This is a genomic window from Ruegeria alba, from assembly GCF_022321465.1.
In the GTDB taxonomy this organism is placed as follows: Bacteria; Pseudomonadota; Alphaproteobacteria; order Rhodobacterales; family Rhodobacteraceae; genus Ruegeria_B; species Ruegeria_B alba.
Genome location: NZ_JAKOEM010000008.1, coordinates 115,232 through 139,008 on the forward strand (window position 1 = coordinate 115,232; position 23,777 = coordinate 139,008).

General features: G+C 63.4%; 27 protein-coding genes. 12 read left to right on the forward strand and 15 right to left on the reverse strand.

Annotation, left to right across the window (positions count from 1 at the left end):
* The first annotated feature begins 19 nt into the window (after nt 1–19).
* Nucleotides 20–892 carry an S-methyl-5'-thioadenosine phosphorylase gene (locus tag MB818_RS11265; protein ID WP_234216859.1) on the forward strand — a complete coding sequence of 291 codons (873 nt, stop codon included), beginning with the start codon at nt 20–22 and terminating at the stop codon, nt 890–892.
* A 73-nt stretch (nt 893–965) separates the two neighbouring features.
* The gene (locus tag MB818_RS11270; protein ID WP_238905129.1) at nt 966–1,595 is read left to right on the forward strand and encodes a LysE family translocator; all 630 of its coding nucleotides are present in this window, start codon (nt 966–968) and stop codon (nt 1,593–1,595) included.
* Here MB818_RS11270 and MB818_RS11275 read toward each other — a convergent pair.
* Nucleotides 1,592–1,765, reverse strand: a complete 174-nt coding sequence (locus MB818_RS11275) for a hypothetical protein (RefSeq protein ID WP_234139635.1) — start codon at nt 1,763–1,765, stop codon at nt 1,592–1,594. The genes MB818_RS11270 and MB818_RS11275 overlap by 4 nt on opposite strands.
* A gap of 324 nt (nt 1,766–2,089) precedes the next feature.
* Here MB818_RS11275 and MB818_RS11280 point away from each other — a divergent pair, with 324 nt between their 5' ends.
* Entirely contained in the window at nt 2,090–2,629 is a 540-nt protein-coding gene (locus tag MB818_RS11280) for an adenine phosphoribosyltransferase (protein WP_234139634.1), read from the forward strand.
* Between the two features lie 69 nt (nt 2,630–2,698).
* Here the strand turns inward: MB818_RS11280 and MB818_RS11285 are convergent, their stop codons facing one another.
* From MB818_RS11285 to coxB, 11 genes are all read right to left on the reverse strand, one after another.
* The gene (locus MB818_RS11285) at nt 2,699–4,111 is read right to left on the reverse strand and encodes an FAD-binding oxidoreductase (protein ID WP_238905130.1); all 1,413 of its coding nucleotides are present in this window, start codon (nt 4,109–4,111) and stop codon (nt 2,699–2,701) included.
* Between the two features lie 38 nt (nt 4,112–4,149).
* Complete coding sequence (locus tag MB818_RS11290; RefSeq protein ID WP_238905131.1) at nt 4,150–4,968, reverse strand: MBL fold metallo-hydrolase; 819 nt, start codon at nt 4,966–4,968, stop codon at nt 4,150–4,152.
* 104 nt (nt 4,969–5,072) lie between these two features.
* A complete protein-coding gene (locus MB818_RS11295) occupies nt 5,073–5,657 on the reverse strand; it encodes a GNAT family N-acetyltransferase (RefSeq protein ID WP_234139631.1) in 585 nt (194 codons plus the stop codon).
* On the reverse strand, nt 5,657–6,919 hold the full coding sequence (locus MB818_RS11300) for a M16 family metallopeptidase (RefSeq protein ID WP_238905133.1): 1,263 nt from the start codon (nt 6,917–6,919) through the stop codon (nt 5,657–5,659). Before MB818_RS11300 ends, MB818_RS11295 begins: the two co-directional genes overlap by 1 nt.
* Nucleotides 6,916–8,307, reverse strand: coding sequence for a threonine synthase (gene thrC / locus MB818_RS11305; RefSeq protein ID WP_238905135.1), 1,392 nt, complete (start codon nt 8,305–8,307; stop codon nt 6,916–6,918). The genes MB818_RS11300 and thrC overlap by 4 nt, the downstream gene beginning before the upstream one ends.
* A gap of 5 nt (nt 8,308–8,312) precedes the next feature.
* A complete protein-coding gene (locus MB818_RS11310) occupies nt 8,313–8,984 on the reverse strand; it encodes an SURF1 family protein (RefSeq protein ID WP_238905137.1) in 672 nt (223 codons plus the stop codon).
* Between the two features lie 183 nt (nt 8,985–9,167).
* The gene (locus MB818_RS11315) at nt 9,168–9,983 is read right to left on the reverse strand and encodes a cytochrome c oxidase subunit 3 (protein WP_234139627.1); all 816 of its coding nucleotides are present in this window, start codon (nt 9,981–9,983) and stop codon (nt 9,168–9,170) included.
* A 22-nt stretch (nt 9,984–10,005) separates the two neighbouring features.
* A complete protein-coding gene (locus MB818_RS11320) occupies nt 10,006–10,581 on the reverse strand; it encodes a cytochrome c oxidase assembly protein (protein WP_234139626.1) in 576 nt (191 codons plus the stop codon).
* Nucleotides 10,581–10,748, reverse strand: a complete 168-nt coding sequence (locus MB818_RS11325; protein WP_234139625.1) for a cytochrome c oxidase system small membrane protein — start codon at nt 10,746–10,748, stop codon at nt 10,581–10,583. Before MB818_RS11325 ends, MB818_RS11320 begins: the two co-directional genes overlap by 1 nt.
* The gene (gene cyoE / locus MB818_RS11330) at nt 10,745–11,701 is read right to left on the reverse strand and encodes a heme o synthase (protein ID WP_234177802.1); all 957 of its coding nucleotides are present in this window, start codon (nt 11,699–11,701) and stop codon (nt 10,745–10,747) included. Before cyoE ends, MB818_RS11325 begins: the two co-directional genes overlap by 4 nt.
* An 87-nt stretch (nt 11,702–11,788) precedes the next feature.
* A complete protein-coding gene (gene coxB, locus MB818_RS11335; protein ID WP_234139623.1) occupies nt 11,789–12,625 on the reverse strand; it encodes a cytochrome c oxidase subunit II in 837 nt (278 codons plus the stop codon).
* Between the two features lie 177 nt (nt 12,626–12,802).
* On the opposite strand from coxB, the gene tldD reads away from it, so the two are divergent.
* The 3 genes from tldD (at nt 12,803) to topA (ending at nt 18,401) form a co-directional block, all read left to right on the forward strand.
* The gene (gene tldD, locus MB818_RS11340; protein ID WP_234184237.1) at nt 12,803–14,224 is read left to right on the forward strand and encodes a metalloprotease TldD; all 1,422 of its coding nucleotides are present in this window, start codon (nt 12,803–12,805) and stop codon (nt 14,222–14,224) included.
* 224 nt (nt 14,225–14,448) lie between these two features.
* On the forward strand, nt 14,449–15,597 hold the full coding sequence (gene dprA / locus MB818_RS11345; protein WP_234163400.1) for a DNA-processing protein DprA: 1,149 nt from the start codon (nt 14,449–14,451) through the stop codon (nt 15,595–15,597).
* 164 nt (nt 15,598–15,761) lie between these two features.
* Nucleotides 15,762–18,401, forward strand: a complete 2,640-nt coding sequence (gene topA, locus MB818_RS11350) for a type I DNA topoisomerase (protein ID WP_234139620.1) — start codon at nt 15,762–15,764, stop codon at nt 18,399–18,401.
* Nucleotides 18,402–18,421: 20 nt separating this feature from the next.
* On the opposite strand, the gene MB818_RS11355 is transcribed toward topA, so the two are convergent.
* Nucleotides 18,422–19,003 carry a TetR/AcrR family transcriptional regulator gene (locus MB818_RS11355; protein ID WP_238905139.1) on the reverse strand — a complete coding sequence of 194 codons (582 nt, stop codon included), beginning with the start codon at nt 19,001–19,003 and terminating at the stop codon, nt 18,422–18,424.
* A 67-nt stretch (nt 19,004–19,070) separates the two neighbouring features.
* Between MB818_RS11355 and MB818_RS11360 the strand changes: the two genes are divergently transcribed.
* The 3 genes from MB818_RS11360 to MB818_RS11370 all read left to right on the forward strand — a co-directional run bounded on the left by MB818_RS11360 (nt 19,071) and on the right by MB818_RS11370 (nt 20,963).
* Complete coding sequence (locus MB818_RS11360) at nt 19,071–19,496, forward strand: VOC family protein (protein ID WP_234139618.1); 426 nt, start codon at nt 19,071–19,073, stop codon at nt 19,494–19,496.
* A 132-nt stretch (nt 19,497–19,628) separates the two neighbouring features.
* Nucleotides 19,629–20,333, forward strand: coding sequence for a CoA transferase subunit A (locus MB818_RS11365; RefSeq protein ID WP_234139617.1), 705 nt, complete (start codon nt 19,629–19,631; stop codon nt 20,331–20,333).
* Nucleotides 20,334–20,336: 3 nt separating this feature from the next.
* Entirely contained in the window at nt 20,337–20,963 is a 627-nt protein-coding gene (locus MB818_RS11370; RefSeq protein ID WP_234139616.1) for a 3-oxoacid CoA-transferase subunit B, read from the forward strand.
* Nucleotides 20,964–21,015: 52 nt separating this feature from the next.
* Here the strand turns inward: MB818_RS11370 and MB818_RS11375 are convergent, their stop codons facing one another.
* A complete protein-coding gene (locus tag MB818_RS11375) occupies nt 21,016–21,861 on the reverse strand; it encodes a lytic transglycosylase domain-containing protein (protein WP_234177806.1) in 846 nt (281 codons plus the stop codon).
* 33 nt (nt 21,862–21,894) lie between these two features.
* The gene (locus tag MB818_RS11380; protein ID WP_234139614.1) at nt 21,895–22,146 is read right to left on the reverse strand and encodes a hypothetical protein; all 252 of its coding nucleotides are present in this window, start codon (nt 22,144–22,146) and stop codon (nt 21,895–21,897) included.
* A 70-nt stretch (nt 22,147–22,216) separates the two neighbouring features.
* On the opposite strand from MB818_RS11380, the gene MB818_RS11385 reads away from it, so the two are divergent.
* From MB818_RS11385 to cpaB, 3 genes are all read left to right on the forward strand, one after another.
* Nucleotides 22,217–22,405, forward strand: coding sequence for a hypothetical protein (locus tag MB818_RS11385; protein WP_234139613.1), 189 nt, complete (start codon nt 22,217–22,219; stop codon nt 22,403–22,405).
* 89 nt (nt 22,406–22,494) lie between these two features.
* Nucleotides 22,495–22,683 carry a hypothetical protein gene (locus MB818_RS11390; RefSeq protein ID WP_234139612.1) on the forward strand — a complete coding sequence of 63 codons (189 nt, stop codon included), beginning with the start codon at nt 22,495–22,497 and terminating at the stop codon, nt 22,681–22,683.
* A gap of 189 nt (nt 22,684–22,872) precedes the next feature.
* On the forward strand, nt 22,873–23,739 hold the full coding sequence (cpaB, locus tag MB818_RS11395) for a Flp pilus assembly protein CpaB (RefSeq protein WP_234139611.1): 867 nt from the start codon (nt 22,873–22,875) through the stop codon (nt 23,737–23,739).
* The last annotated feature ends 38 nt before the right edge of the window (nt 23,740–23,777 follow it).

Consider the following 23,777-nt stretch of genomic DNA (forward strand, 5'->3'; position numbering starts at 1 on the left):
ACAGGAAAAGGCCAGCAACATGCGCAACACCAAGATCGCCGTGATCGGCGGCTCGGGCATCTATGACATCGACGGGTTGGACGCGGCGGAATGGGTCACTGTCGACACCCCATGGGGGGCGCCCTCGGACCAGATCCTGACCGGGCGGCTGGGTGGCGTCGACATGGCCTTTCTGCCCCGACACGGGCGCGGCCATGTGCATTCCCCGACCGAGGTCCCCTATCGTGCCAATATCGATGCGCTGAAACGGCTGGGTGTCACCGATGTGATCTCGGTTTCCGCCTGCGGATCGTTCCGCGAGGCGATGGCGCCGGGGCATTTCGTGATCGTCGACCAGTTCATCGACCGCACTTTTGCGCGTGAGAAGAGCTTCTTTGGCACCGGCTGCGTCGCCCATGTCAGCGTCGCCCATCCCACCTGCCGACGCCTGTCGGATGCCTGCGAAACCTCTGCCCGCGCCGCCGGCATCACGGTGCATCGCGGCGGCACCTATCTGGCGATGGAGGGGCCGCAATTCTCGACTCTCGCGGAATCGAAGATGTACCGCGAGCACTGGGGCGCGGATGTGATCGGCATGACCAACATGCCCGAGGCGAAGCTCGCCCGCGAGGCCGAGCTTTGTTATGCCTCCGTCGCGATGGTCACCGATTATGACAGCTGGCACCCCGATCATGGCGAGGTGGACGTGACCCGGATCATTGCCACTCTGATGGGCAATGCCGACAAGGCGCGCGCCATGGTCAAGGGCCTGCCCGCCCTCCTGGGTGCCGAGCGCACACCCTGCGCGCATGGCTGCGACCGGGCGCTGGACCATGCCATCCTGACCGCACCTGAAGCGCGTGACCCGGCCTTACTTGCCAAGCTCGACGCTGTCGCAAGCCGGGTGTTCTGAGCACAAACGAACGCTTGACCGTGAACGGATAAGCAGGCTGACTGCCGCCTGCCCTTACCCTGCGGAGACCCCAATGCCCCTCGATCTCTGGCTTGCCTTTGTTGCCGCTTCGACTGCCCTTCTGCTGATCCCGGGCCCCACAGTGCTGCTGGTCTTGAGCTATGCCCTGTCCAAGGGGCGTGGTGTGGCCGTTGCCTCGGCCACGGGAGTGGCTCTGGGAGATCTCATCGCGATGAGCGCCTCTCTCGCCGGGCTTGGCGCATTGGTGCTGGCCTCGGCCACGCTGTTTGCGGTGCTCAAATGGGTCGGCGCCGCCTATCTTCTGTGGCTGGGCTATCGCCTGTTCCGCAGCGCGGGCAGCGCGGGTCTGGCGCAGATGCGCGTCTCGCCGGATGTGAGCGCACGGTCGGTCTTTGCCCATGCCGCCGCTGTCACAGCGCTGAATCCGAAATCAATCGCCTTCTTCATCGCTTTCGTGCCGCAGTTTCTGCGCCCCGAAGCCCCCTTGGTCCCGCAATTCGCCATCCTGATCGCAACCTTTGTCGGTCTGGCAGGGCTGAACGCGCTTGCCTATGCGCTGCTCGCCGACCATCTGCGCCGCTGGATCGACCGGCCTTCGGTCATTGCCGGGTTGACCCGAACCGGAGGGATAACCCTGATGGGCATGGGTATTGCCACTGCCCTTCTGAGGCGCCCCACCTAATCGTCCGGATGCGCCTTCATGAACTCGCGGATGAAGCGGCGTATCTCGCGCGCGGCACTGGTGTCGAGCGCCTTGCACTTTTCCACAAACGCGTCCCGCTCGTTCTTGTCGAGCCTCAAAACCAGCTGCGCATCCTTTCTGGAGGCGTTTTTTCCGTCTTTCTTGCCCACAAACCTACCCGGTGGTTGAAAAATCTGCATATGCTTTGTATATACAAAGCATATATCATGTCGATGCACTTCAACCGTAGCAACATGACGAAGGCAAATGCAATGAACCTGCACACCGCACAATCGCTGCTGATCCGGGATCGCCGCGACTGGGTGAAACCGCATCTCTCCTGACTGCCCGCAACGCTCTACCGGTCTTTTGGCAGCCTCAGGACCAAGACCTGACGACGCCCCCGTTTCGGGGCGATACAAGTCGCCCCTCCCCCTTGCGTCTGCGCGCGTCATGCGCCAAACCGCAGGAAACGCTGTTTTCCGGGGGGCCACATGTCCAGAACGAAATCGGTTCAGGATTACATCCGTACCATCGTCGATTTTCCCCATGAAGGGATCCTGTTTCGGGATGTGACCACGCTGTTTGCCGATCCACGCGGTTTTCGCATGGCGATCGATCAGATGCTGCATCCTTATGCCGGCGAGCGGATCGACAAGGTGGTGGGGCTGGAAGCGCGCGGTTTCATCCTGGGCGGTGCGATCGCGCACCAGCTGAGCGTTGGTTTCGTACCGATCCGCAAGAAAGGCAAGCTGCCCGGAACCACGATCAGCCAGGACTATAAACTGGAATACGGCGAGGCGATTGTCGAGATCCACGACGATGCGATCCAACCAGGCGAGAAGGTGCTGCTGGTAGATGACCTGCTGGCCACCGGCGGCACCGCCGCCGCCGGGATCCGGTTGATAGAACGGTTGGGTGGTGAGATCGTCTCTTGCGCCTTCATCATTGACCTGCCTGACCTGGGCGGCCGCAAGGTGCTGGAAGCGATGGGCATGGATGTGCACGCGCTCTGCGCCTTCGAAGGTCTCTGACCGGCGCAGAACAAAATTCTGCGAATTTTGTTCACTAGAAAATTCGCAGAATTTTCTTGCTCTTGCCTCTCACGCAAGCACTGCACCCGGATTCATGATACCGAAAGGGTCAAGTGCAGTTTTGATCGCACGCATCGCGGCCAGTTTCGCCGGATCGCCATAGCGCTGTAGATCTCCGGTCTTGAACCGTCCGATGCCGTGCTCGGCGCTGACAGAACCGCCGTACTCGTGCACGAGGTCATGCACCAGTCTCTTGAGGCCAGTGGCCTGATCCGCATAATCCGACCGGTTCCGTCCCTTTGGTGGAAACAGGTTGTAGTGCAGATTGCCGTCCCCAAGGTGACCGAAGCAGTTGATGCGGTATGATCCCGCCGCGGCAACCACCTCCTGTCCGCGCCGGATGAACGCGGGCAGTTCCGACAGCGGCAGCGACACGTCATGGCTGGAGATCGAGCCGATCCGGCGATTGGCCTCGGGGATATGTTCACGCAGGCTCCAGAGCGCGGCACGCTGCGCCTCGCTCTGTGCCACTACGCCATCGCTGGCCAATTCGGCCTCCACCGCCGCCTCGAACAGCGACTCAAGCGCCGTGACCGCGTCCAGACCGCCCGACAGGCCCAACTCCACCAGAACGCTCCATTCCGGAACCGGGTCCAGCGGTTGGCGCAGATACGGGAGGGTCTCCGCCAGAAAGTCGAAGCTCTGACGGTGGATCAGTTCAAAGGCGCTGATACACTCGCCGATCTGGCCACGCGCCAATGCCAGAATGTCCAGCGCGGCCTGCGGATCGCGCACCGCAAGCAATGCGGTGCCCAGCGAGCTCGGCATCGGAAAAAGCTTCAGCGCGGCGGCAGTGATGATGCCCAGCGTGCCCTCGGAACCGATCAGCAGGTTCCGCAAGTCATAGCCGGTATTGTCCTTTCTCAGACGGGTCAGCCCGTTCCAGATCTCTCCGCTCGGCAGAACCACCTCAAGCCCCAGGCACAGGTCACGGGCATTGCCATAGCGCAGCACTCCCACCCCGCCGGCATTGGTGGCCAGATTGCCACCGATCCGACAGGACCCTTCGGATGCCAGCGACAGCGGGAACAGGCGGTTCACATCGCCGGCCGCATCTTGAATGTCGGCCAGGATACAGCCCGCCTCGGCCACCACAACGTTCTCTTGCGGATAGACGCCGCGTATCCGGTTCATGCGTTCCAGCGAGATGACCAGCGGTGCGGGCCCGTCGGGCATTACCTGTCCGCCCACCAGCCCGGTTCCGCCGCCATAAGGCAACACCGCCACCCGCCGCGCCGATGCAGCCCGGATCAGTGTTGCCACTTCCTCGGTCGAACGCGGCAAGGCCAGAACGCCCGCCTGCCCGGTCCAGCGCCCGCGCGGCTCGGCCAGATAGCGGGGCTCGACCGGGCGCAACACCTCAGCGGGCAACAGGCCGCGCAGGTGGGTGGCAAAGCTTTCATCGGCGGGATTCAGGATCATACCCTTTCCATGCCCAAGGTGCGCGGGTCGGGCAAGCCCTAATCGAGATCGACGAGGTAGCGCGGTTCAAGCACCACCACCGTGGGCCGGTCGGGCAGCGTGCGCAGCGATATGTCGATCTCGGACACGCCATCGCGGCGAATGTCGAAATCGTTTCGAATGCCTGCAAGAAACCGGTCCAGCGAATGCCCCGAGAACCAGTGCATCGGGATGATGACCGAGCTTTTCAGGCGCCGTAGCACCGCGATCATCTCGGGAAGCGACATGGTCGTGCCACCATCAACAGCGGCCATCACCACATCAAGCCGGCCAAGGGCAGCGAATTGCGCATCGTCGGGAACATGGTGCAGGTGTCCCAGATGCCCAATGCACATTCCCTCGACCTCGAACACGAAGATCGAATTGCCGCGCTCCTCGACCCCACCATAGACCGAACGGATATCGGTCGAGACATTCCGGATCAGCATTTCACCCAGATCGAGATGGTGTTCTATTCCCTTGCCAAACGGGCCCCAGCCTTGCAGAACATGCGGGATCGCCGGGTCGGGGAATTGCGTCCAATGGGTCTCGTGCGCGTGGTTCATGGTCACGATATCGGGGATCATGTCGGCGCTGCCGATGAAGCCGGTGAAATCGGTGACCGCGTTCAGCCCGCCGGGCGTCTGGATCAGAAACGAGGCATGCGCGATATAGCTGATCCGCACCGAATAATCCGGCACCGGATCCTGCCAGCCCGCCTTGTGCAGATACTCGATGCCGGGCGCGGCATCGGCGATGGCAATGCAATGGCTTGGGCGACGCTCCTGAGCCGCCGCGCCCCCAGCAAGTAAAGTCAATGCCAGTAGAAACCGCCACATTCCATGAATAGTAGCGCATCATCGCGGCAAGTCACGCCCCTGATCCCTGTTCGTTAGAAAGCGCACCGGCTCCGGAACGGTCCCGACGCCGCGATACCGCCCATCTAGCCCGCATCCGTCTTGCCGCGCCGGTCCGAACGCAGGCAGGCATAGAGGACATGGGTCCGCCAGCGCCCGTTGATCTGAAGATAGGACTGCGCCACGCCTTCATACTTGAACCCCGAGCTTTCCAGCAGTCCGCGCGAAGCCATGTTCTCGGGCAGGCAGGCGGCTTCGAGACGGCTGAGGTCGAGACGGGAGAAGGCGTGGTGCACCACCGCGCCGATCGCCTCGCGCATATATCCCTGCCGGGCATAGCATTGCCCGGTCCAGTATCCCAGCGTTCCCGCCTGGGCGGGACCGCGGCGGATATTGTCCAGCGTGATCGCCCCAACCAGCACATCGTCCGAGCGCCGGAACACGAACAGGGGCACCGCCGAGCCACTGGAAACCGAGCGTTGCGCCCAATAAACCCGGTTTGTGAAACTCTTGCGGCTGAGATGATCGCTGGCCCAGCTGGGCTCCCACGGGATCAGATAGTCACGCGACGCCCGCCGCAGCGCTGCCCAGTCGGCATAGTCGGAATGCGCCGGCAAACGCAGGCTGAGCCGCTCGGTTTCGAGTGTCAGCTTGCGGCGGCCCAGCAGCATCAGGCAGCGCGCCTCTCTTGCAGCTCCGCCAGGTTGGGGGCGGCCGAGACCGGGCCATAAAGCGCCAGCGCCGCCGGCGCCTCGACCGCCATCCGCTCGGCAAAGGCGCGCACATCGGCGGTGGTGACCGCGTCGATCCGGGCCACGGTATCCTCGAGCGAGGGCACCTTGCCCCAGATCTGCACGAGCCGCGCCAGCCGTTCGGCCCGGTTCGACGGGCTTTCCAGCCCCATCAGCATCCCGGCCTTCATCTGGGCGCGGGCACGGGCCACTTCGGCCTCGGTCATGTCGTCCGCGGCGCGCTTCATCTCGTCGATGGTGATACCCGCCAGTTCGGCTACCTGCCCCGCGCTGGTCCCGGCATAGATGGTGGTGGTGCCGGTATCGGCATAGGCGCCGGTCTGGGCAAAGATCGTATAGCACAGGCCACGCATTTCGCGCACTTCCTGGAACAGGCGCGAGGACATGCCGCCCCCCAGCGCCGAGGAATAGATCTGAGCGGTATAGATGGCGTCGTCGCGATAGCCGGGCCCCTCGAGCGCCAGCGCGAAATGGGCCTGCTCCAACGCCTTTTCCCGCCGTGCTTCGCCTCCGGTAAACAGCGCAGGTTCCGCCAGCGTACCCTTGCGCTGGGTAAGATGGCCGAACATCTCTTCTGCCAGCCGGACCAGCAGGTCGTGATCGACCGCGCCGGTTGCCGAAAGAATCATCTGCTCGGGCCCGTAATTCTCGGCCACGAAGGCCGACAGATCGGCGCGGGAAAAGCTGCTGACCCGCTCGGCCGGGCCAAGGATGGTGCGGCCCAGCGGCTGGTCGCGATAGCTTTCTTCCTGCAACCAGTCAAAGATCACGTCGTCGGGCGTGTCATGGGCCTGACCGATCTCTTGCAGGATCACGCCACGTTCGACCTCGATCTCGCGCGGGTCAAAGACCGGGTTGAGGACGATATCGCCGATCACGTCGAGCGCCAGCGCCACGTCCTCTTTCAAGACGCGGGCATAATAGGCGGTCACCTCGCGCGAGGTATAGGCGTTGATATAGCCGCCCACATCCTCAATCGCCTCGGCAATCTGCAGCGCCGAACGGCGCTCGGTTCCCTTGAACGCCATGTGTTCCAGGAAATGGGCGATGCCGTTCTGGTCGATCCGCTCATGCCGCCCGCCCGCGGTCACCCAGATGCCGATGGCCGCCGATTGCAGGCCCGGCATGTTCTCGCTGACGATGCGAAAGCCGTTGGCCAGTTGGTCCTGTCTTACTGTCACGCAGGGATATGCCTTCTGATATGATCCTGGAGGGCGGCCAGATCGTTGGCGATCCGGGTCACCCGTTCCGGACGTTCATACAGATCCGACATGCGCGGGGGAAGAGGCGGAAACACACCGCTGGCCTGTTCCACCGCAGCGGGGAATTTCGCCGGATGCGCGGTGGCCAGCGTGATCATCGGCGCCGCGTCGGCCCTGCGGGCCTCTTCGGCGACCTTTACCCCCACCGCCGAATGCGGGCACAACAGCTCGCCACTGGCGGCCAGCGTGGCCTTGATGGTGGCCAGTGTTTCCTCTTCCGAAGCGCGACCCGAGGAGAAGCTTTCGCGCAGGGCCTGCATCGCCCCCTGGCTGACATGGAACCCGCCTTGTTGCAGCTCGTCCATCAGCTGCGACACCGCCGTGCCATCCTGGCCATAGGCGTAATAAAGCGCGCGTTCGAAGTTGGAGCTGACCTGGATATCCATCGACGGGCTGATCGAGGGGATGGTTTCGCCCTTGAAATAGCCCTCGCCCGACAGGCAGCGGTGCAGGATGTCGTTCTGGTTGGTGGCCACCACCAGCCGTTCGATCGGCAACCCCATCCGCTTGGCGATATAGCCCGCGAAAATATCGCCGAAATTGCCGGTGGGTACGGTGAAGCTGATCTTGCGGTGCGGTGCGCCCAGGCTGGTGGCCGCCGAGAAGTAATAGACCACCTGCGCCAGAACCCGCGCGAAATTGATCGAGTTCACACCAGCCAGCCGCACCCCGTCGCGGAAGGCAAAGTCGTTGAACATGTCCTTGACCCGCGCCTGACAGTCGTCGAAATCGCCATCCACTGCCAGCGCGTGCACGTTGCTGTCGGCGGGCGTGGTCATCTGGCGACGCTGCACCTCGCTGACCCGGCCATGCGGGAAGAGGATAAAGACATTGACCGCATCCAGACCCCGGAACGCCTCGATCGCGGCCGAACCGGTATCGCCCGAAGTGGCGCCGACAATGGTCACCGTCTCGCCGCGCCGCGCCAGCGCCGCCTGGAACAGCTGGCCGATCAGCTGCATCGCGAAATCCTTGAAGGCCAGCGTCGGCCCGTGGAACAGCTCCAGCAGGAAGTGGTTCTCGTTGAGCTGTTTCAGCGGCGCCCGGGCGGCATGGCCAAAGCCTTCGTATGCGCGGGCGATGATGCCCCGGAATTCGTCCTCAGCAAACGATCCGCTCACATAGGGCCACATTACACGAAAGGCGATCTCTTCATAAGGCTGGCCCGCCAGCGCGGCGATCTCGTCCTGGCCCATCACTGGGATTTCGGCGGGCAGGTAAAGGCCCCCGTCACGGGCCAGACCGGTCAGCATCGCCTCTTCGAAGGTAAGCTCGGGCGCCTGCCCGCGGGTCGAGATGTATTTCATTGCTGTCAGCCTTTCTTGCGGGCGCGGCCGCGCCACAAAAACAGGGAGGTCATCGCGGCCCAGACCAGGGCCAGGCCAAACCAGGTGATTGCATATTGCAGGTGATCGTTGGGGATGCCGGCGCTGTCGACCGGCAAGGGCGTGATACCGGGGCCGGTCGGCGCGCGGGCGATCAGCAGCACCGGTTCGGTGCCCAACTCCGCTGCCATCGCGGGTACGTCGCGAGCGAACCAGATATTGCCGTTCCGATCGGGCGCGGGGGTATAGCCGTCGATCTCGTCGGGCCAGTGCAGGTTGCCCTCGACCCGCATCGGGCCGGTTTCGCGGCGGTCCTGCTTGGCGGTCGTCGGGATGAATCCGCGGTCGACCAGGATGCGTCTGCCCTCGTCTGTCACGAAGGGGGCGATGACGCGGTAGCCCGGCCCGACCATCTTGACCGAGACCAGCACGTGCAACTCCTCGCCGGCCATCGCGCCACTGACCGCAACCGGCAGATAGCGGTCGCGTTCGGGATCGGGTTCGGCGGGCAGCGCCTGCGGCGCGCCGGCGATGCGGCTGTCGATATCTGCCAGCATCGTCTGTTTCCAGTCCAGCCGCCGCAACTGCCAACTGCCCAGCGCGATCAGCACGGCGAGGCCCGCGAGACCTACGAGTAGCAGAAAGAGAACGCGGCGCATGACGGCTCCGGAACAGGTGAAACGGCCCGGCGCGGGCCGGTGCCTTGGTATGGCGAGACGGGCCGCATTTGCAACCGGTCAATTGTATCGGGTGCAATTCAGGGATCGCGCCGCCGGAACACCAATGAAAAAGCCGCCCCGAGGGGCGGCCTTGTCTGTCTTTCCGGCGCAGGGCCCATGCGATCAGAGCAGCGGCCACTGACCCCAGATGTAGACGGCGAAGAAGAGGAACAGCCAGACCACATCGACGAAGTGCCAGTACCAGGCGGCGGCCTCGAAACCGATATGCTTCTCAGGGGTGAAATCGCCCTTGAGCGCGCGCAGCAGACACACCGCCAGGAAGATGGTGCCGATGATCACGTGCATGCCGTGGAAACCGGTTGCCATGAAGAAGTTCGAGTAGAACTGGTCGCCACCAAACGTCCAGTCTTCGTGCAGCAGCAGCTCGGCATATTCATAGCCTTGCAGGAAGGTAAAGATCATGCCCAGCACGATGCCGATCGACAGGCCCTGAATCAGCGCCTTGCGGTCGTTGTTGTGCACCAGCGCATGGTGCGCCCAGGTCACGGCACAGCCCGAGAGCAGCAGGATCAGCGTGTTGATCAGCGGCAGGTGGAACGGGTCGACCGCGTGGATGTTCGGCGCCACATACTCGGTGCCGACATAGTCCTGCATCGGATACATGCGGTGTTTGAAGAAGGACCAGAACCAGGCAAAGAAGAACATCACCTCCGAGGTGATGAACAGGATCATGCCATAGCGCAGGCCGATGCGGACGACGGGCGTATGGTCGCCAACACGGCTTTCGGCCACGACCTCGGACCACCAGGCGAACATGACATAGAGCACGGCGATGAAGCCGGCCCAGAACATGTAGGAAGTGATTCCGTGCATCCAGAGAACGGCGCCGAAGAGCATGACAAAGCCGCCGATCGCGCCAACCAGCGGCCAGATCGACGGGGGCAGAATGTGATAATCGTGGTTCTTAGCGTGTGCCATCAGTGTCCCTCACCTTGCGGCGTTAGTTCGTGTTCGTTGTTGTAGCTGCATCAAGAGCGGCATAGCCCTCGGGCAGATCGATTTCGTAGAATGTATACGACAGCGTGATCGTATGCACATATTTCGCGTCCCGGTCGTTGACGATCTCGGGGTCGACAAAGAAGCTGACCGGCATCTGCACCCGTTCGCCGGGTTGCAGCACCTGCTCTTCAAAGCAGAAACAGGCGATCTTGTCGAAATAGCCACCCGCCGAATAGGGCGCGACGTTGTAGGACGCCTGCCCCGCCACCGGCCGGTCTGTCGGGTTGTAGGCCTCGTAAAAGGCCAGCCCGGTCTCGCCGATGCGCAGCTCCATCTCGGTTTGAACGGGGCGGAACTCCCACGGCATGCCGCGCTCTTTCGAGGCGTCGAAGCGCACCTTGATTGTCTTGTCGAGGATGGTGTCCGACCCGGCCTCGGCCACGCCGGTGGCGCCGCCAAACCCGGTGACCCGGCAGAACCAGTCATAGAACGGCACCGAGGCCCAGGCGAGCCCGCCCATGACCACGACCACGCTGACCAGTTGCACAACGGTTTTCTGAGGTCCCTTCAAAGCCATCAGCCCTGCCCTCCGGTACTGGCCTGCGGCGGCTCGAAATCACCACGGGTCACCTTGACCACGGTCAGGCCGAAAATGATGACGATGAACGCCGCAAGCGTCAGCGCAACGCCGAGGTTGCGACCAAAGCGGCGCTGATGCAGCTCATGTGTCTGACGCAGGCTCATCCCCAGCCTCCCAGCCCATAGGGGCGCAGCAGCGCTTCGGCCAGAATGGCGCCGAAATGCAGGAAGAGGTAGAGCAACGACAGTTTGAAGAAGTTCCGCTCGGTCTTGAAGTTGTCGGCCTCGCTATCGGCCTCGTCCCGGCGCCAGATACGGATGGCCCCCAGCAGGAACAGCGCGTTCAGCACCAGAGCGACGGCCAGATAGATCGGTCCGCCGATATCGGAGAACGCGGTGCCCAACGCCAGAAGTGCCAGCAGGACCGTATACACGAGGATGTGAACACGCGTCGCGCGGCGACCATGGGTCACGGTCAGCATCGGCACCCCGGCGTCGTCATAGTCGGACCGCATGAACAAGGCCAGCGCCCAGAAATGCGGCGGCGTCCACATGAAGGTCAGTGCGAACATCAGCCAGGGCTCGACCGACATGTCGCCGGTGGCCGCGATCCAGCCGATCACCGGCGGAAAGGCCCCCGCCGCACCACCGATCACGATGTTCTGCGGCGTCGTCCGCTTCAGCCACATGGTATAGACGACGACATAAAAGAAGATGGTGAAGGCAAGAAAGGCACCGGCAAACACATTGGTGGCCAGCGCCAGCATCATCACCGACAGGCCCGACAGGCCCAGACCCACGGCCAGCGCCTCGCCCGCTTCGACCTTGCCGGCGGGGATCGGACGCTTTTTGGTGCGCTTCATCACCTGGTCGATATCGGCATCCCACCACATGTTCAGCGCACCCGAGGCGCCACCACCGATGGCGATGAACAGGATGGCGCAAAACCCGATGAAGGGATGCACCGGAACCGGCGCGGCCAAGAGGCCGACCAGCGCGGTAAAAACAACAAGCGACATGACCCGCGGTTTCAGCAGGGCGAAATAGTCGCCAAAACCGGCCTCGTCCGGGCGATGTGCGGCCCGGGCAGTGCTGGCGTTGAAGCTTGCGTCGCTCATGCGGTGGTCCCTTGGGGCAAAAGCCGCGCGACATGCGCGCAGCCCGGGTCAGTCTTGGCAGGCGGGGTCAGGCCCCGCCCGAAAGGTTCAGTTCGAGGCGACCTGATAGCTGGTCGGCAGACCGGCATATTCTTCCTTGGCGCTTGCCAGCCACTTGGCGTATTCCGCCTCGCTGACCACCTTGACGGTGATCGGCATATAGGCGTGGTCCTTGCCACAAAGCTCGGAGCACTGGCCGAAATAGATGCCTTCCTTTTCAGCCTTGAACCACAGCTGCGCCAGACGGCCCGGCACTGCGTCCTGCTTCACGCCGAATGCGGGGATGGTCCAGGAATGGATCACGTCTGCGCCGGTCACGCTCATCACGACGACCTTGCCCACGGGCACGACAACGGCGGTATCGGTCGCCAGCAGGTACTCGTCCTGGCTGTAGCCATGATCTTCCAGATCGTCGCGGCCCAGCATGAAGCTTTCGAAGCCGAAGCCTTCGTCGGTGTAGTCATAGCCCCAGTACCACTGGTAGCCGGTGACCTTGATGTTGATCTCACCCTCGGGAATTTCCTGCTGATTGAACAGCACCGGCAGCGAGAAGGCGCCAATGAAAACCAGAATCAGGATCGGCCCGACGGTCCAGAGGATTTCCACAGGGGTGTAATGCGAAAACTTCGCCGGGGTCGGGTTGGCGCGGCTGTTGAACCGCACGATGCACCAGACCAGCAATGCCGCCACCAACAGGCAGATGGCGGTGATGATCACCAGAATCATGCCGTCCAGCGATTGCAACTCGCGCGCCAGCTCGGTTGCGGCGGGCTGAAAGCCCATCCCGCCGTCGACCGGTTTGCCGATGATCTCCAGCTCCTGCGCCGCGGCGGGCAGGCTCGAAAGGGTGGCGAGAAGCGCCGAAAGCGTCAAAGCGTTCTTCATGTTCTGTCCTGATCGTTTGATCTTTGCGTCCCTGACCGGGGGGTTCGTGAATCAAACACACCCCGCCCGTTGTCTTTGGTCGCGTTAAAAATCATATTCCCGGAGGCAGATAAAGCAAAATGCTTGCGTCAAACAGACGCTATTTTTGATCTGGATCAAACAACGAGGCCGCAAATCATGGCGCATGACCCTTTTCGCCCTTTTGAAACAGCCCTTCCGCAGGACGAGGCACTGGCCGTTCTCCGGGCGGCCACCGATGGGGCGGAGGATGGCGAACTGTTCGTCGAGCGCCGCAAATCCGAGGCGCTCAGCTTTGACGACGGGCGCTTGCGCTCGGCCTCCTACGACGCGTCCGAGGGGTTCGGGTTGCGGGCGGTCAAGGGCGAGGTGGCGGGATATGCGCATTCCACCGATGTCTCGATTCCCTCGTTGAGACGAGCGGCGGAAACCGCGCGGCTGGCGGTGGGCGATGGCGGCGGCACCCTGGCGGGTGCCCCGGCCCGCACCAATCGCAAGCTCTATACCGAGGACGATCCCATCGCGTCGGCCGCCTTTCCGGTCAAGGTCGAGACCCTGCGCGAGATCGACGCCTATGCCCGCGATCTGGATCCACGTGTGGTGCAGGTCTCGGCCTCGATCATGGCCTCGCTGCAAGAGGTCGAGATACTGCGGCCCGACGGGGTGCATCTGCGCGATGTGCGGCCGATGACACGCGTGAATGTCTCGGTCATCGTCGAGCGGGACGGGCGGCGCGAAAGTGGCAGCGCCGGTGGCGGTGGCCGGGTCGGGCTGGACGGGCTGATCGCGCCCGAGGCCTGGCAGGCGCAGGCGCGTGAGGCGCTGAGGATCGCTTTGGTCAATCTGGATGCCGAACCGGCGCCTGCCGGGGTGATGGAGGTGGCGCTTGGCCCCGGCTGGCCCGGTATCCTGCTGCACGAAGCGATCGGGCATGGGCTGGAGGGCGATTTCAACCGCAAGGGCAGTTCGGCCTTTGCCGGGCTGATGGGTCAGCAGGTGGCCGCGCGCGGGGTCACCGTGGTCGATGACGGCACCCTGCCCGACCGGCGCGGCTCGATCACCGTCGATGACGAGGGTACGCCCTCGCGCCGGACCGTGCTGATCGAGGACGGCATTCTGACCGGGTACATGCAAGACCGCCAGAACGCCCGCCTGATGGGGGTGGAGCCGACCGGCAACGGGCGGCGGCAAAGCTATGCCCACAAGCCGATGCCACGGATGACCAATACGGTGATGCTGGGTGGCGATGCAGACCCGGCCGATCTGGTGGCCGAGATCAAGGACGGCATCTGGGCGGTGGGCTTCGGCGGCGGTCAGGTCGACATCACCAATGGCAAGTTCGTGTTCTCCTGCACCGAGGCGTACCGGGTGCGCAATGGTCGTATCGGTGCCCCGGTCAAGGGGGCCACGCTGATCGGCGACGGCCCATCTGCGCTGAAACGCATCCGGGGGCTTGGCAATGACATGGCACTCGACCCCGGCATGGGCACCTGCGGCAAGGACGGCCAATGGGTACCGGTGGGCGTGGGCCAGCCCACGGTGCTGATGGACGGGCTGACGGTGGGCGGCTCGGCGGCGTGAAACCGGACGGCGGCAAGGTAAACAGCTTTGCCGCCGATTCGCCTCCCTGCGTCTGAGCAACCCACGGGTTCGCCCAAGGAACATTCATCAAAGTTCTTTTATTTCAGATGGTTGAGCGTAGATTTCTGTCCCGACCGCAAAAAACTGCGAAAAATTTAGCTTGATTCACCACCTGTTAACGGGCCGGACCGTAAACCTGTTTCTGCAAACAGGCGGAGCAACGGATGACCGAGGAACAGTTTTCTTCCTATCACCCCCCACTCCCACCCACCACGGAAGAGGACCGGTTTTCCTGGCTCCGCCTTTTGCGCTCGCGCAGAGTTGGCCCGACAACGTTTCGCCGACTGATGCACGAGCATGGCACGGCGCAGAACGCGCTGGCCGCGTTGCCTGAAGTGGCACGTGCCGCCGGGGTCGAGGGCTATGAAATATGCCCGCCCGGTGTTGTCGAAGCAGAGCTCAAGGCCGCAAAAGCCGCGCAAGCGCGGCTTTTGTGCCTGGGCGATGCCGATTACCCCGCTCATCTGGCCGGGATCTCGGATGCGCCGCCGCTCTTGTGGCTGCTCGGTGACCCGGCCCTGTTGCGCCGCCCGATGATCGCGCTGGTGGGCGCCCGCAATGCCTCGTCGCTGGGCACCCGCATGGCGCGGGCTTTGGCGCAGGATCTGGGTGCTGCTGGATTCGTGGTGGTCTCGGGGCTGGCGCGCGGTATCGACACCGCCGCGCATCTGGCCGCGCTGCCCACCGGCACCATCGCGGTGATGGCCGGTGGCGTCGACACGATCTATCCCGCCGAGAACACCCATCTGGCGGGTGATATCGCGCGTCAGGGATTGCGCCTGTCGGAACAACCGATGCGCCTGACCCCGCAGGCCCGCCATTTCCCGCGCCGCAACCGCATCATCTCGGGTCTGGCCCAGGCGGTGGTGGTGGTCGAGGCCGCCGCCAAATCGGGCAGCCTGATCACCGCGCGCGACGCCCTGGATCAGGGGCGAGAGGTGCTGGCAGTGCCCGGTCACCCGTTCGACGCCCGCGCCGCCGGTTGCAACATGCTGATCCGCGACGGCGCCCATCTGGTGCGCAATGCCGAGGATGTGATCGCTGCCCTGCCCGCCCTGACAGCGCCGCAACCGCAACCCGATCTGTGCGACCTGATGCAACAGCCGGCACCGCCCCCCAAACGCAGCCTGCGCGAGACCGCGGCGCTGCACAGCCAGATCCTCGACCGTCTCGGCCCCTCGCCGGTGGCCGAGGATCAACTGATCCGCGATCTGGCTGCCAGCCCGGGCGAGGTCGCCCCGGTGCTGGTCGATCTGGAGCTTGAGGGCCGGATCAACCGTCAGGCTGGCGGGCTTCTGTCGCGCGTCAGCTGACCCCTGCGCGACATGTGCCCAAGGCCGCAACGGACCGGCCACATGTGCCTCTGACACTCGGAATATCTGCGCCCAAACAGCACCGATTGACAATCGGGGCTTGCACCCCACATGTTGCCCCGCCATAGAACGCGCCGTGTCCGATGAATGAGGTTGCCACTTAAATGCCTGTTGTTGTTGTAGAATCCCCTGCCAAGGCAAAAACGATCAACAAATATCTCGGCTCGGACTACACGGTTCTGGCATCTTATGGGCATGTGCGCGACCTGCCTGCCAAGGACGGATCGGTCGATCCCGAGCATGATTTCGACATGACCTGGGAGGTTGCCGCCGACAGCCGCAAGCATGTCAAGGCGATCGCCGACGCGCTGGCCGAGGACAACGAACTGATCCTCGCCACCGACCCCGATCGCGAGGGCGAGGCGATCAGCTGGCACCTGCAGGAGGCTCTGACCAAGCGCCGTTCGATCAAGAAGGGCACCGCCGTCAGCCGCGTCACCTTCAACGCCATCACCAAGGACGCGGTGACCAAGGCGATGCAGAACCCGCGCCAGGTCGACATGCCGCTGGTCGAGGCCTATCTGGCCCGTCGCGCGCTGGATTATCTGGTGGGCTTCAACCTGTCCCCGGTGCTGTGGCGCAAGCTTCCCGGCGCGCGCAGCGCGGGCCGGGTGCAATCGGTCTGCCTGCGCCTGATCGTCGAGCGCGAGATGGAGATCGAGGCTTTCAAGCCGGTGGAATACTGGTCGGTCAAGGCGCTGCTGGAAACCCCGCGCGGTCAGGCCTATGAGGCGCGGCTGGTCACGCTGGCGGGCAACAAGCTCGACAAGATGGACCTGTCCAACGCCACCCAGGCCGAACTGGCGGTGCAGGCGATCACCAGCCGCGCGCTGAGCATCCAGTCGGTCGAGGCGAAACCGGCGGCACGCAACCCCTCTGCCCCCTTCATGACATCGACCCTGCAACAAGAGGCCAGCCGCAAGTTCGGCATGGGCGCGCGCCACTGCATGAGCGCGGCGCAGCGCCTCTACGAGGCCGGGCACATCACCTATATGCGGACCGACGGCATCGACATGGCGCCCGAGGCGGTGATGGCCACCCGCGACGCCATTGCCGAGCGGTTCGGGGCCGAATACGTGCCCGACAGCCCGCGCATGTACAAGAACAAGGCCAAGAACGCACAAGAAGCGCATGAATGCATCCGCCCCACCGACATGCGCAAGGATGCCGCCGCGCTGAAACTGAAAGACGAGGATCAGCGCCGTCTCTATGACCTGATCTGGAAACGCACCATCGCCTGTCAGATGGCCGCCGCCCGGCTGGAGCGGACCACGGTCGAGATCGGCAGCGCCGATGGTCAGGTCGGCCTGCGCGCCACCGGCCAGGTGGTTTTGTTCGACGGGTTCCTGCGCGTCTACGAAGAGGGGCGCGACGATGTCGAGAATGACGAGGACAAGCGCCTGCCGCAGATCTCGATGGGGGAAAAGGCGGTCTTTGCCAAGACCTCGCTGGCCGATCAGTTCGCCAAGGCAACGGGGGATACCCCGCTGACCGAGGGTGCCAAGATCGCCAAGGAAGCGATTCTGTCCGAGAACGAGGCCGTGCTGGCGCTGCAGCATCACACCCAGCCGCCGCCGCGCTATACCGAGGCGACGCTGGTCAAGCGGATGGAAGAGCTGGGCATCGGCCGCCCCTCGACCTATGCCTCGGTCATCACCACGATTCAGGACCGCGAATATGTCCGCAAGGACAAGAACCGCCTGATCCCCGAGGAGAAGGGGCGGATCGTCACCATCTTCCTGCTGAACTTCTTTCGCCAGTATGTGGGATACGAGTTCACCGCCAATCTGGAAGAGCAGCTGGATGACGTCAGCGCGGGTTCGCGCGATTACAAGGACCTGCTGGGCCGGTTCTGGCGCGATTTCTCGGCAGCTATCAGTGAAACATCCGAGCTGCGCATCTCCGAAGTGCTCGACAAGCTGGACGAGGCGCTGGCGCCTCAGCTCTATCCGCCGCGCGAGGATGGATCCGACCCGCGGATCTGCCCCAAATGCGGCACCGGCCAGCTGCATCTGAAAACCTCGCGCACCGGCGGGTTCGTTGGCTGCGGCAATTATCCCGAATGCCGCTATACCCGCCCGATCAGCGGCGACGCGGATGACAGCGCCGAGCGGCTGCTGGGCGAGGATGGCGGCGACGAGATCTGGCTCAAGGCGGGCCGGTTCGGCCCCTATGTCCAGCGCGGCGAGATCAGCGAAGAAAACAAGAAACCCCCGCGCGCCAGCCTGCCGCGCGGCTGGTCGGCCGAAGACCTGGACCTGGAAAAAGCGCTGGTGCTGCTCAGCCTGCCGCGCCAGATCGGGCAACACCCCGAAGGTGGCATGATCAGCTCGAATTTCGGGCGGTTCGGCCCCTATCTGATGCATCAGCTGCCGGATGAGGCCAAACCGGTCTATGCCAATCTCAAGGACCCGAACGACGTGTTCGAGATCGGCATGAACCGCGCGGTCGAACTGCTGGCCGAGAAACGCGCCAACCCGCGCGGTCGGGGCCGGGCGGCGGCCAAACCGCTCAAGGAGTTGGGCGAACATCCCGAACACGGCGGCGCGGTCAACGTGCTGGACGGCCGCTATGGCGCCTATGTCAAATGGGACAAGGTCAACGCGACCCTGCCCAAGGATGTCGAGGCGGCAGATGTGACGATGGAGATGGCGGTCGCGCTGATTGCCGAGAAATCAGCCAAGAAGGGCACCAAGAAAAAGGCCGCCCCGCGCAAGAAGACCACCAAGAAAACCGAGAGCTGACCACGACACGGACGCGGGCGTCAGCGCCCGCGCAACCCCACTACCAGCCGTGTCATCGCCCGTTCAAAGGGCGCGGGGTCGGCCCCTTGCGCAATCGCAAGCGCGGCGCGGTCGAAGGCGGCGGACAGCACCTCGGTCAATGCCTGCATCTCGTCCTCGCCGATACCGCTGACCACCAGTTCGAGTCCGGCGCGCAGCGAGGCGCGCCCGCCGCCGGCGTCGATCTGGCTCATCTCCTCCGGCCCCAACACCGCCGGCCCGTCGATCAGCAGCAGCCGGGCGCGACCCGGCTCGGCCATGGCGCGGAAAAAGGCGGCGCTGCCCGCTTCCATGCCCTCTGCCCCGGCGCTGACCGCCTCGGCGTCGATCCGGTGCACCAGCGCCTCGGCCTCGGCCTCGACCACGGCGCGAAACAGATCGGCCTTGTCGGCGAAGTGGTGATAGAGCGCGCCGCGCGTCACCTCGGCGGCGCGCACGATCTCGGGTGTCGAGGTCTCGGCATATCCCTTGTCCACGAACAGCGCCCGCGCAGCGGCAATCAGGCGTGCCCGCATCGCGGCGCGGCGGTCGGCATTGGGGACGGGTGCATTTTTATCTTGCATACATACAGCCTGTATGTTTAGTTCCAACTCACATACAAACTGTATGCATGTTGAGGAGAAAGGCAATATGAAAACGACCCAGTATTACCCCGTCATCCAGACCGGCGACGTGCGGGGCACCGCCGATTTCTATCGCAGCCATTTCGGGTTCCACACCGCGTTCGAGGCCGATTGGTACGCTCACCTGCAATCCAGCGCCGACCCCTCGGTCAATCTGGCGATCCTGGACGGGCAGCACGAAACCATCCCGGCCCAGGCCCGTGGCCCGGTGCGCGGCGTGATCCTGAACTTCGAGGTGGCAGACGCGGCGGCGGAATATGACCGGCTGACAGCGGCTGGCCTGCCGATGTTGAAACCGCTCAAGGACGAGGCGTTCGGCCAGCGCCATTTCATCACCGCCGACCCAAATGGCGTGCTGATCGACGTCATCACCCCGATCCCGCCCAGCGCCGAATTTGCCGCGCAATACAGCGCTGAGGCCCTGCCCCAGTGACCCGGCCGGGGCGGTTCCGCCGCCCCGGCCCGCGCCATTCCGTAGAAATACCATCCCCCGGAACCCGTCATTGACTCCGCGCTGACGCGGCGGCAAAACCGGCGCAATCACCAAGTCATTGGGGGAGTTTCCATGAAAAAAGTCTATGCCAACGCCACCGAGGCGCTCGACGGTCTGCTGCGGGACGGCATGCTGATCGCGGCGGGCGGCTTCGGCCTGTGCGGCATTCCCGAACTGCTGTTGCAGGCAATCAAGGACTCGGGTGCCAAGGATCTGACCTTTGCCTCGAACAACGCGGGTGTCGACGATTTCGGCATCGGCATCCTGCTGCAGACCAAGCAGGTCAAGAAGATGATCAGCTCGTATGTGGGCGAAAACGCCGAATTCATGCGGCAATACCTGAGCGGCGAGCTGGAGCTGGAATTCAATCCCCAGGGTACGCTCGCCGAGCGCATGCGCGCCGGTGGCGCGGGCATCCCCGGCTTCTATACCAAGACCGGCGTCGGCACCGTCATCGCCGATGGCAAGGAGCACAAGGAGTTCAACGGCGAGACCTATATCCTCGAAGAGGGTATCTTTGCCGACCTGTCGATCATCAAGGCCTGGAAGGCCGATGACACCGGCAACCTGGTGTTCCGCAAGACCGCGCGCAATTTCAACGTGCCCGCGGCCACCTGCGGCAAGATCTGCATCGCCGAGGTCGAAGAAATCGTTCCGCGCGGCGAGCTGGACCCCGATTGCATCCACCTGCCCGGCATCTATGTGCATCGCATCATTCAGGGCGAGCATGAAAAGCGCATCGAACAGCGCACCACCCGCAAACGTGAGGAGGCTTGAGCCATGCCCTGGGACCGCAATCAGATGGCCGCGCGCGCGGCAGAAGAGCTTGAAGACGGCATGTATGTGAACCTCGGCATCGGGATCCCGACGCTGGTGGCCAACTATGTGGGCGACAAGGACATCACCCTGCAATCGGAAAACGGCATGCTGGGCATGGGTCCCTTTCCCTATGAGGGCGACGAAGACCCGGACCTGATCAATGCCGGCAAGCAGACCATCACCGAACTGGCCCGCACCGCCTATTTCGACAGTGCCACCTCGTTTGCGATGATCCGGGGCGGCAAGATCGCCGCCGCGATCCTGGGCGCGATGGAAGTGGACGAAAAGGGCGATCTGGCCAACTGGATGATCCCCGGCAAGCTGGTCAAGGGCATGGGCGGCGCCATGGACCTGGTGGCGGGCGTCGGTCGCGTGGTGGTTGTGATGGATCACACCAACAAGCACGGCGAATCGAAAGTGCTCAAGGAATGCACCCTGCCGCTGACCGGCAAGGGCGTGGTCGACCGCATCATCACCAACCTGGGCGTGCTGGACGTGGTCGAGGGCGGGCTGCGGATTGTCGAACTGGCCGATGGCGTGACCGAGGCCGAAATGCGCGCCGCGACCGAGGCGACGCTGGTCGACTGACCGGGTCTCTTCTTGGGATCACCAACCCGCCCCACAACCGGGGCGGGTTTTTCTATTGCATGGCGGTGAACACGCAACCGTCGGTGATCAGTTCGGGCGGCGTGGCGCAGAGCCCGCGCGCAACCTGATAGGCGGCCAGTACCTTGGGCACGTAATCGCGGGTCTCGGCATAGGGCGGCACACCTTCATGTTTGCGCACCGCGCCCTCGCCCGCGTTGTATCCGGCGAGTACCAGGACCGGGTCGCGCCCGAACTCCTCCATCAGCCAGTTCAGATAGCGCACGCCGCCCGCGATATTCTCATCCGGCGAAAGGCTGTCAATGACCCCGAACCGGGCCGCGGTATCCGGCATCAGCTGCATGAGACCCTGCGCGCCCGCACCGCTGACAGCATCGGCCCGCCCCGCCGATTCCACCGCGATCACCGCCAGCACCAGCGCCGGCGATACCTCGGTTCCGACGGTCGAGCGCAGGATCGTGATGCCTTGCGCCCTGGCGATGTCCTGCAAGGCCTGAAGACGCGGCGCATCCACGCCGCCGGCGGACAGCGCGCTCAGCATGTCCTCCAACTGGCGGGGCCGGTCGGGGCCAAGCGCGGGAGAGATCTTGTCCCAGAACCAGGCATAGCGCCCGGTGGGCGCCGCCGCATCGGGCACGGGCGTGGCTGCGGCGGTGACAACCTCCTCCGCCTCGACCGGTTTCTGCCGCCCGGCAACAGGTGCACGGGCGTGCTCCTCGGCCGAGATCTGCACATCGACCCGTGGACGCGTCCCCGGCGCGGGTGCGCGCACCCGCTTGAACTTGACTTCGGGTAGAGGCGCGGGGTTTTCCGCGCGCGACTCGACCGCAGCCGCAAAAACAGCCGCGCTTGCAATCATGGTTATGTATCTGAGGACCATCTGCTCGCCTCTAGATATGTTTTTTTTCCGAGTTTATTGCTCAAAACCCGTCACCAACACCAGAAAACCCGCCGGATTGGGGCGATTTTGCCATATTTGATGCGGTTTTGCATCGCCAACAGACGGGGCAATAGAAAATCCTAAGTTTTTTATCCAACCAAAACATATGCTTAGCTTGTTTTCGGGAAAAAAATTAAAATCAGGCAAAGAAATCCGAGTTTTGGCCCAAATCCTGCCACGGCCCACAGGCAAATATACTCCCATACCGCGACGGACATGAGCCAACGAGAGAGAGCAGGTTCAGACGGACGGCGAGGTTGAGACAAACTCTTGTGATCCTTAGGAGGGACTAACCATGATCAAATTCTTCAAAAACTTCCGCAAAGACGAAGATGGCGCAGTGACCGTTGACTGGGTCGTGCTGACCGCAGCTGTCGTGGCTCTGGCCGCTGTTGCTTACAACGGCATCTCGACCGGTACCGGCACTCTGTCGACCGCCATCAATACCGAGCTGGGCAGCGTGACGCCGGATACCGGCCTGTAATAGCCTGGCTGATTACAGCAGATCGGGGCCGCGTCTTTACCTAAGGCGTGGCCCTTTCTATCTGAAATCAATGCGACGGAGGCACTGCCATGCTGTATAGCTGGATGCTCTTTGCAAAAGAGGAAGACGGCGCCGTCACGGTCGACTGGGTGGTTCTGACTGCTGCTGTGGTCTCTCTGGCCGGTATCGCTTATTCGGCGATTAATGGCCCGACAGGCGATGTATCTTCGGCAGTTTCGACCACCATTGGCACGGTCAACGTGGATACCGGGCTCTGACCTGGTTGCGCCGCCTGGTTCGAAATAAATTCGAAGTAAAACAAGTTTCAGTTTGTCTGTTAGAGGCGCCGTAGGGGCGTTCTTTGACCCAGAGAATGACACATTTGAAGCGCAGAATATGTTTCGAACAGCCTGTGCCCGGCCAGAAAGGCCGCGGCCGGGCGACCGAAACGGAAGAGAGGTGACAAGATGCGAGCAGTATTCGGACTGGTCCTGATCGTGGGGATCGCACTTGCCGGGGGGGCGGTGATGATGGCCCGCAACTATATCTCCGCATATCAAAACGAATTGGCGCGCGAGCGGCAGGCGCGGGCACAGGTCGTACCCACCAAGACCGTATATGTAGCCTCGCGCCCGCTCCGTTACGGCGAACGCCTGACCAAAGAAGACGTGCGTGCCGTGAATTGGCCCGAAAACGCCATTCCCGAAGGCACCTTCATGGATGCCGCAATGCTGTTCCCCGAGCGTCAGGAGGACAACCGCTATGTCCTGCGCGCGATGGAAAAAGATGAGGCCATCATGGCCGTCAAGGTCACCAAGCCGGGTGAGGATGCGGGGCTGACTTCGCAACTGGCGCGTGGCATGCGGGCCTTTGCCATCAAGGTCGACGTAACCAGCGGCGTCTCTGGCTTTCTGCGCCCGGGCGACCGCGTCGATGTTTATTGGACCGGTGGCCTGTCCGGCGCAACCGGCCCGCTCGAAGGGAAGCAGGGCGAGATCACCCGCCTGATCCAGACCAATATCCAGATCGTCGCGATCGACCAGATCGCGGGCGGTGACGTGACCGGCGCCAATATCGCCCGCACGGTTACTGTCGCTGCCCTGCCCCAACAGGTGGCATCGCTGGCCCAGGCCCAGACCACAGGGCGCTTGACCCTGGCCCTGGTCGGCGCCGACGACGACACCATCGCGGCTGCGGTCGAAGTGGACCAGCGTATGCTGCTGGGTCTCGGCGCCCTCGAGGCGGTGCCGGAAAAGGCCGAGGAAAAGGTTTGCACTATCCGTACCCGCCGCGGTGCCGAGGTTGTCGACATCCCGATCCCCTGCACGAATTGATGCTTCGGATTCAACAGATCAAGAATCGGGACCGCGCC

Bases quoted from the DNA above. Each gene is read 5' to 3' on its own strand.
- MB818_RS11265 (WP_234216859.1), top strand. From the start codon at position 20: ATGCGCAACACCAAGATCGCCGTGATCGGCGGCTCGGGCATCTATGAC.
- MB818_RS11270 (WP_238905129.1), top strand. From the start codon at position 966: ATGCCCCTCGATCTCTGGCTTGCCTTTGTTGCCGCTTCGACTGCCCTT.
- MB818_RS11280 (WP_234139634.1), top strand. From the start codon at position 2,090: ATGTCCAGAACGAAATCGGTTCAGGATTACATCCGTACCATCGTCGAT.
- MB818_RS11285 (WP_238905130.1), bottom strand. From the start codon at position 4,111: ATGATCCTGAATCCCGCCGATGAAAGCTTTGCCACCCACCTGCGCGGC.
- MB818_RS11290 (WP_238905131.1), bottom strand. From the start codon at position 4,968: ATGTGGCGGTTTCTACTGGCATTGACTTTACTTGCTGGGGGCGCGGCG.
- MB818_RS11295 (WP_234139631.1), bottom strand. From the start codon at position 5,657: ATGCTGCTGGGCCGCCGCAAGCTGACACTCGAAACCGAGCGGCTCAGC.
- thrC (WP_238905135.1), bottom strand. From the start codon at position 8,307: ATGAAATACATCTCGACCCGCGGGCAGGCGCCCGAGCTTACCTTCGAA.
- MB818_RS11310 (WP_238905137.1), bottom strand. From the start codon at position 8,984: ATGCGCCGCGTTCTCTTTCTGCTACTCGTAGGTCTCGCGGGCCTCGCC.
- MB818_RS11315 (WP_234139627.1), bottom strand. From the start codon at position 9,983: ATGGCACACGCTAAGAACCACGATTATCACATTCTGCCCCCGTCGATC.
- MB818_RS11320 (WP_234139626.1), bottom strand. From the start codon at position 10,581: ATGGCTTTGAAGGGACCTCAGAAAACCGTTGTGCAACTGGTCAGCGTG.
- MB818_RS11325 (WP_234139625.1), bottom strand. From the start codon at position 10,748: ATGAGCCTGCGTCAGACACATGAGCTGCATCAGCGCCGCTTTGGTCGC.
- cyoE (WP_234177802.1), bottom strand. From the start codon at position 11,701: ATGAGCGACGCAAGCTTCAACGCCAGCACTGCCCGGGCCGCACATCGC.
- coxB (WP_234139623.1), bottom strand. From the start codon at position 12,625: ATGAAGAACGCTTTGACGCTTTCGGCGCTTCTCGCCACCCTTTCGAGC.
- tldD (WP_234184237.1), top strand. From the start codon at position 12,803: ATGGCGCATGACCCTTTTCGCCCTTTTGAAACAGCCCTTCCGCAGGAC.
- dprA (WP_234163400.1), top strand. From the start codon at position 14,449: ATGACCGAGGAACAGTTTTCTTCCTATCACCCCCCACTCCCACCCACC.
- topA (WP_234139620.1), top strand. From the start codon at position 15,762: ATGCCTGTTGTTGTTGTAGAATCCCCTGCCAAGGCAAAAACGATCAAC.
- MB818_RS11355 (WP_238905139.1), bottom strand. From the start codon at position 19,003: ATGCAAGATAAAAATGCACCCGTCCCCAATGCCGACCGCCGCGCCGCG.
- MB818_RS11360 (WP_234139618.1), top strand. From the start codon at position 19,071: ATGAAAACGACCCAGTATTACCCCGTCATCCAGACCGGCGACGTGCGG.
- MB818_RS11365 (WP_234139617.1), top strand. From the start codon at position 19,629: ATGAAAAAAGTCTATGCCAACGCCACCGAGGCGCTCGACGGTCTGCTG.
- MB818_RS11370 (WP_234139616.1), top strand. From the start codon at position 20,337: ATGCCCTGGGACCGCAATCAGATGGCCGCGCGCGCGGCAGAAGAGCTT.
- MB818_RS11375 (WP_234177806.1), bottom strand. From the start codon at position 21,861: ATGGTCCTCAGATACATAACCATGATTGCAAGCGCGGCTGTTTTTGCG.
- MB818_RS11385 (WP_234139613.1), top strand. From the start codon at position 22,217: ATGATCAAATTCTTCAAAAACTTCCGCAAAGACGAAGATGGCGCAGTG.
- MB818_RS11390 (WP_234139612.1), top strand. From the start codon at position 22,495: ATGCTGTATAGCTGGATGCTCTTTGCAAAAGAGGAAGACGGCGCCGTC.
- cpaB (WP_234139611.1), top strand. From the start codon at position 22,873: ATGCGAGCAGTATTCGGACTGGTCCTGATCGTGGGGATCGCACTTGCC.